Below are 7524 nucleotides of genomic sequence, written 5' to 3'. Positions count from 1 at the left end.
TACAAACCAGGTTATGGTAAATATTGCTGGATCTAATCCATCTAGTATTTGAGATTCTTGAGTCGTTAAATCAAAAACCATAATCCCATCGGCATCATCATCACATAACTCATATGGATCTGGATCCAGATTTGGCATTGGCGTGTTTAAAATCACTAAGTTTAATGGAACTACGGCAAAACAACCTGCAGCATTAAACACTCGTGCATATATGGTCTGGAAAAATGGATCGTTGTTGATATACATTGCATTGTCGATCTCTAAGCCTACTGGTGCATTCATCGCATCGGCCTGAGTAAGATAATACACTACCGTAAGACCTGCCATACCGCCTGTAATCTCTGCATCTACATCAGATAAAACAAAGAAATCAAAAACACCGTCATTATCATCATCACATACTTCAAAGTCTGCTGGAATCACTGGAACCGGTATTGGGAATACTTCTATTCGTAAAGGCTCTGTAGAAAAACAAAACGTTGTATTATTGGTTACTCTAGCAAATACAATCTGTGGATTGATCGTATTTGTAAACATAGTTGGATCTGGAATAGAGGCATCATCACCATTGGCTCCTGCTAATGTTAAGTGATAACTTATGGATACATCAGGATCAAATCCTCCTGTGATCTCTGCATTTTTAACCGTTAAATCCATTAAAGTAAATCCATCATCTAAACCATCCAAATCACAAACTAATAAATCTGTAGGAGTAACAGTTGTTGGGTTTTCATTGACAAATAATTGGAAAGATAGATTTGCATCATCAAAGGTTATACAACCAGTAACTGTATTTACAGCACTATAATAAATAGTTTGAGGAGGTGCAACAGCATTAGGGTATATCGTTGGATTAGGAATTGGAATAGGTGGAACCGCTAGGTAATCTGCTAGAGATGCATAATAGCTTACGGCATAATCAGGATTTCCTCCAGTAATTTCAATATCTTTTGAGGTTAAATCAAAAATTCCAAATACCCCATCATCACTACATTCTACAAAATCAGTAACATCTGTATTTAACATAGGATTAGGAAGTACTGTAAGTTGTACGTGTATCCCTAAACCAATACAATCATTTGCGGTATCACCGTCTACACGAACATATATTCCTTGCACACCGTTAACATCTGTAAGTGCTATATCATTTGTATAATTTGAAATATCTGGAATAGCACCAACTTCACTTTGTGCTTCTTGAAGTGTTTCATAATAAGTTACTGTAAGAAGTTGTCCTGCCGGAAATAATGCTAAAACTTGTGCTGTAGCGCTACTAAAATCAAAAACAGAAACATTATCACTATCTGTATCACAAGCTGTAAACTCTAGTAAAAAATTACTAGGGATTTGAGAGGTATCTACTTCTAATAATAATTGAGCTGGACGCGTACATCCATTAACCGTTGATACAATAACATCTATAGTTTCATTATTAACAACACCATTAGTATATGCAATTGGATCTGCAATAAGAATTCCTAGTGAATCAAAAAATTGAAACGTTTCATTAGCAGCATCTGCAGATATTAATGAGCCAGCTTGTAATAGATTAAACACAGAAAAACCATCTGTATTATCATCACATTGTGTTAATAATGGTAATGGGTCGATAATAACTGGTAGTGGAGCTACTACTAATTCTATAGGTATTACTGTAAAACAATCTGTAAAAGCATCGTTCTCTAACCTAACAAAAATTATTTGACCTCCTGCAACAGTATTTGTAAATACAAGTGGTAATGCATTTTGATCTAGTAATGCATCATTTGCATTGATATGGTATGTTAATGTAAAGAGTGTTGGATCTTGTGTTCCAAAAATAGTTCCGTTTAATGTTGATAAATCAAAATCAGTAAAACCATTAACATCACTTCCATCGGCGGTATTATCACAAATAATAAATTGACCAGGATCTACTGGTGCTGGTCGTGTATTTACAATAACCATAAATGATGCTGTATCAAAACAATCACTATCAAAAGCACTCTCTACACGAATAAAAATCTCATCAGTTACAGAGTTGTAACCTCCTGCTGTAGCCAATGGAGCTGTGTTAGTGTCAGCGTCAGCTTGAGATAAATGAAAAGAAACAACAACTTCTAATGGAGGTTGTGTTCCTATAATAAAAGGAACAAGTCCATCTAAATCAAAAACTTCAAAACCATCATTAGATGCGTCGTCACATAATATTTGATCAATAGGTGCTGTAGCAACAGCTGAAGCAAATTCAACAATAATCGAATCCATTCCAATACATCCTGCACCAGAATCAACCAATACTTGATATTCTCCACTAACGGTAACATCTAATGTTGAAGAGGTTTCTCCTACAATATCTTCAAAAACTCCTGTTGCAATATTAAATACTTGCCATTGAAAGGTTGTACCTATAGTAACACCTCCCATAGAAGCATCTAGAGTAATGATGTCTCCGGCACAAGCATTTGAATTTCCTGCAATAGTTAAATCATCTCCTAAATCTACACCTAAGTTAAAACTACCAGCTTCAATAAATACAGCTACATTTAATGCAGAATCCGTTTCATCAGCTACAACGAGTTTTATTCTATATGGATTTCCAGAAGTTACTGGCGATACTGCAGCTAAAGGAACTATTTGTCCATTAAAATCTGTAGCAGACATAGTCGCATCATTAAAAGGAGCAAAATTATAACGATCAAAAAAGATTTCATTAATCGCTGGACACTGCCCTGGAACATCTGGGTGAATATTTGTTACTTCTATTGGAATTGTGGTACCTGGTAAAACAGCAAGGTTTTGAACAACACCAGTAGTAAGATCTGTTAATATAAATGCAAATGCATCAGAAAAAGTACACTCAAAATTTTGATCATACTCTTCTGATGCCATAATAAAGTTAAAACTCAGCTCATCTACAAAAGGTGTAAAGTCAAATTGAATAAACGAGGCATCATTTGTATTTGTCGCTGTTGTATTTGCTTCTAAATCGGCATCACCACCCCAGCCTCCTCCTGTAGGTACTCCATTTACATTAGGTCCTGGCACATCATTTATCGATCCTGATGTTAATACAACTCCACCATCAAAAGGAAAGTCTGATCCATTTCTATCAAAAGATCCAATTCCATTAAACGTAGGTGCTCCATTATCTATTCCTGTAAACTTAGAAACATTGGTTACCTGTGCACAATTTCCTGAACCTCCAATCAATACATCCGAAACTAAAGTTTCAACATCTGCTGCTGTTACAAAAGTATCATCAACTGTGATTTGCGCTTGAATTTCAGTAAAAATTATAAAAGCTATAAACAATAGTAGTTTTGATCTCATAGGATTTTTTTGAAAAAAAAGTATAACGGTAAAAGTACCAATTTTATTATTATTAGTCCGAAAAATGTAGGTGTATCTATAGGTATAACAACTTTAGTCCTTAAAATCCTACTGAAAATGTTGATTATTTAATTTTTATGAAGTAAGATTTAAAATGGTATAAAGCAAAAAATCCTCACCAATGGTGAGGATTTTAAGTGAGCCCTATAGGATTCGAACCTATGACCGCCTCCTTAGAAGGGAGGTGCTCTATCCAGCTGAGCTAAGAGCCCTTAACTCTATAATAGTCGGGGTGGCAGGATTCGAACCTGCGACCTCCGCGTCCCAAACGCGGCGCGATAACCGGGCTACGCTACACCCCGAAATAGGTTATCTAAATTAATAAATTTAAAAAAAAGCGGAGAGACAGGGATTCGAACCCTGGGTAAGTGTTTCCACCTACGACGATTTAGCAAACCGCTCCTTTCGGCCACTCAGGCACCTCTCCGTATTCTATTTTAAAAGAACTTGCTTTTCTAAAGCGGATGCAAATGTACATCATCATCACATATAAAACAAAATTTTATATGCGATAAATTCATACTTTTTTAAATAATTTAATATTCCTTTCATATTTACCTAATTACTCACCATTTACTATCAATTTTTAATTAAGTTTGATAGACAGAAGAGCATCTACAACGTTGGATTCAAAAAGCATTAGTCTATAGCAAAACACTTCTTTAATCTAGTCCTTTCCTCCTATTTTAATATATTAATTAACTCTGAAGCCTTTGATAGTTCTTTAAAATTTACATGTTCAATTTTATCGGCTACTTCTTCGTGTAACCAAGTTGTATGAAATGGGATATGAAATGCATTCCCTCCTATCTCCAATACAGGGACAATATCTGATTTTAAAGAATTCCCTACCATTAAGAATTCTTGAGGTTCTAGATCTAAATGATGTACAAGTTTTTCATAATTTTTAGGTTGTTTATCAGACATTACTTCTATATGATGAAAATAACGAGCTAATCCAGATTTTTCAAGCTTTCGTTCCTGATCTAATAAATCTCCCTTAGTTGCTACCACGAGTTTACGCTTTCGCGAAAGCGTACTCAACACCTCTTCTATTCCATCTAGCAATTGTACAGGAGCACCTAGCATCATTTTACCTAATTCTATAATTTTTGTTATAGTTGCGATAGAAACGTTATTATTTGTAATCTCAATAGCGGCTTCTATAAGAGAAAGTGTAAAAGGCTTTATTCCATACCCATACATAGGTAAGTTACGCATTTCCATTTCGAAAAGACGTTTTTGACATTCTTCATAAGAGATATACTCGTGTAATAACGCACAAAACTGATCTTCGGCATCTCTAAAAAAAGTTTCATTTACCCAAAGTGTATCATCGGCGTCAAATGCTATACTTTTAATGTGGTCGTAGGTCATTTTATTTACATTAGATGATTTATTCAAATAAAACTATTTTTACATAGGAAAGCAACCTTTTAAATAAAATAGCGTCTTTATTATACAGTAATAAGTAGGGTTTTACGTATTTAGGTTGTTATAATTATAAAGAATGCTCACTCACAGACTAAAGATATCAAATATGAATAACATCAAGAAGGGTACTTTATTAATTTTAAGTGCTATTGTTATCACTTTTTCAATCATATTCATTCAGGATAGGACAAATGACCTTAGCGAAGAAAAGACGCGACCTGAATACCCCAATGAGTGGATGTACAATCAGCGTGCCTATCCAGATAATGTCATAAACAAGACAGCAATAAACGAAGCTCGATCACAATTTAAAGACATCATGAGTACGCGTGCTCCGCAGGAGAGTGATTGGTCATTCTTAGGACCTTTAAATACAGGTGGACGTATTACAGATGCTGCCATCTCTCCAGATAATAATGATCATTTATATGTTTCAACCGCTGTAGGTGGTATTTTTAGAACTTATGATAAGGGATTAAATTGGGAACCTATATTTGATGATATTGCTGTTCCTTCTATAGGAAATATTGCCATTGCCCCTTCTAATGCGCAACGTATATATGCGGGTACAGGAGAAGCAAACGGAAGTGCTACTTCGGGTGCTTTTTTTGGAAATGGAATATATAAGTCTGATGATGGAGGAGATTCTTGGACAGCCTCAGGACTTGAAGACAGTAATCATATTGCGAGAATTGTTGTAGACCCTCAAGATCCAGATCGCGTTTTTGTAGCTGCTACTGGTATTTTATACGGTAAAAACGATGAACGTGGTATTTATAGAACCACTACTGGTGGAAATGATTGGGAACAAGTTTTATTTGTAACTGACTCTACCGCAGCAATCGATGTTGTTATAAATCCAATCAATACAGATACGATTTTTGCAGCGATGTGGGAACGTACTCGTAAACCATATCAACGTGATTATGCTGGTGTAACTTCTGCTGTGCATCGATCTGTAGATGGTGGTGATACTTGGGAAATACTCACAAACGGATTACCCATATCTGATGACCAAACAGGAAGGATAGGGCTCGCTATTTCTGAATCTGATCCAAATACTGTATATGCACGTTATACAACAAATGAAATTACAAATACATTTGATGGAGTTTACAGATCGTCTGACAGTGGTAACTCTTGGACATTAGTGTCAAATAACTCTGTAAATGGGGTTGATGCTTCATTTGGATGGTATTTCGGAAATATAAGAGTACATCCTGCAGATGAGGATGAACTATTTTTATTAGGACAACTACTCTTTAAAACTCAAAATGGTGGTGCCAATTGGCAATCTGTAAACGGAATGCATGTAGATCATCATGCGATGGATTTTTCTCGTACAGATTCAAATTTTATTTTGGCAGGAAATGATGGAGGAGCTTATATCTCTGAAGATAGAGGGGTTACTTGGACAAAGTTTGTAAATCTTCCTATTACTCAGTTTTATAATATCGAAGTTGATTTTATAGAGCCTGGAAATGTATTTGGAGGGACTCAAGATAATAATACGATTCGTATTACACCAGATAACAGTAATTGGTTTTCTATATGGGGAGGCGATGGTTTTCATGTAAATGTAGATCCGGTAGATAATAACTTTGCATATGCCGAATCTCAGTTTGGGAATTTAGCACGCTCTACAAATGGAGGGTTTAATTTTTCTTCTGCATTAAATGGAATTGATCCTGCAGATAGAAACAACTGGAACACTCCTGTCATCTTATCTCCTTTTGATTCCCAAATCGTTTACTATGGAAGTAATAAGTTGTATCAGTCTACGAATAGAGCGGTTAATTGGAATGCAATAAGTGACGACTTAACAGATGGATTACATCCAAGTGGCTCTTTAAGTTTTGGAACTTTAACAGCCATTGCAGCATCTTATTTAAATCTAAACACAGTATACACAGGAAGTGATGACGGAAATGTAAATGTTACTTTTGACGGAGGAACCACTTGGGAAAACATAAGTAATGGACTTCCTGATAGGTACATCACATCACTTGCTATAAGTCCTGAAGATGATCAAACGTTATATACTACACTTTCTGGTTTTAGTAATTTGGATTACACGCCGCATGTTTTTAAAACTATAGATGGAGGACAAACGTGGAATGATATTTCTTCAAACCTACCTAACATTCCTGCAAATGATATTATCATTGTACCAAGTGCAGGTGGAGATTTACTTGTTCTTGCAACCGATATGAATGTTTGGTATTCTGAAGATGATGGGACGACTTGGGATATTTTAGGAAATGACCTCCCTCCTACGATTATTAGAGATTTAAAATATCATGAGCCAACGCAAACATTATATGCAGGTACTTTTGGAAGATCTATACATCAGATTGATCTAAGTGCTCTTGTATTAAGCGTAGAAGAAATTAATGCTACAACTACAAATGCTCGTGTGTTTCCTAACCCAACTACAGATCAGTTTACCATACAGCATACACTTAATGGATCTGGGTCTATCACATTATATGATGTTACTGGCAAGAAAGTAAAAACCTTATTTGAAGGAAACCTTGAAACTGCACAAAATACTTTTTACAATAGAGACAACCTTTCTTCAGGAATTTACTTATTGCACGTAAAAAGTCAAGATAAAACTATAAGCAAGAAGCTTATTATAAACTAAAATGAAAAAGAGAAATTAGTATTTAAAAAAGGCTCAAGAATTATATTCTTGAGCCTTTTTTCTTTTATGTT

Annotated in this window: 3 protein-coding genes and 3 tRNA genes; 1 reads left to right on the top strand and 5 read right to left on the bottom strand. The window is 35.2% G+C overall.

Features of this window, described 5'->3' with window-relative positions; genetic code table 11:
- The 5 genes from ABJD27_RS18275 to ABJD27_RS18255 form a co-directional block, all read right to left on the bottom strand.
- Positions 1-3312, bottom strand: a 3312-nt coding sequence (locus ABJD27_RS18275) for a choice-of-anchor L domain-containing protein (protein ID WP_348202082.1), incomplete at its 3' end; no start/stop codon positions are given.
- A gap of 198 nt (positions 3313-3510) precedes the next feature.
- Positions 3511-3584, bottom strand: a tRNA-Arg gene (locus ABJD27_RS18270).
- Positions 3585-3599: 15 nt separating this feature from the next.
- Positions 3600-3674 (bottom strand) — tRNA-Pro (locus tag ABJD27_RS18265).
- A 36-nt stretch (positions 3675-3710) separates the two neighbouring features.
- Positions 3711-3799: transfer RNA gene (locus tag ABJD27_RS18260), tRNA-Ser, on the bottom strand.
- Between the two features lie 254 nt (positions 3800-4053).
- Positions 4054-4776 (bottom strand): HAD family hydrolase, encoded by a 723-nt coding sequence (locus tag ABJD27_RS18255; protein WP_348165000.1) that lies wholly within the window; start codon positions 4774-4776, stop codon positions 4054-4056.
- Between the two features lie 136 nt (positions 4777-4912).
- On the opposite strand from ABJD27_RS18255, the gene ABJD27_RS18250 reads away from it, so the two are divergent.
- Positions 4913-7453, top strand: a complete 2541-nt coding sequence (locus ABJD27_RS18250; protein WP_348164997.1) for a T9SS type A sorting domain-containing protein — start codon at positions 4913-4915, stop codon at positions 7451-7453.
- Positions 7454-7524 lie beyond the last annotated feature (71 nt).

The sequence above is a fragment of the Dokdonia sp. genome, from assembly GCF_039945015.1.
GTDB lineage: Bacteria > Bacteroidota > Bacteroidia > Flavobacteriales > Flavobacteriaceae > Dokdonia.
This window is presented reverse-complemented; position numbering and strand designations above follow the sequence as displayed.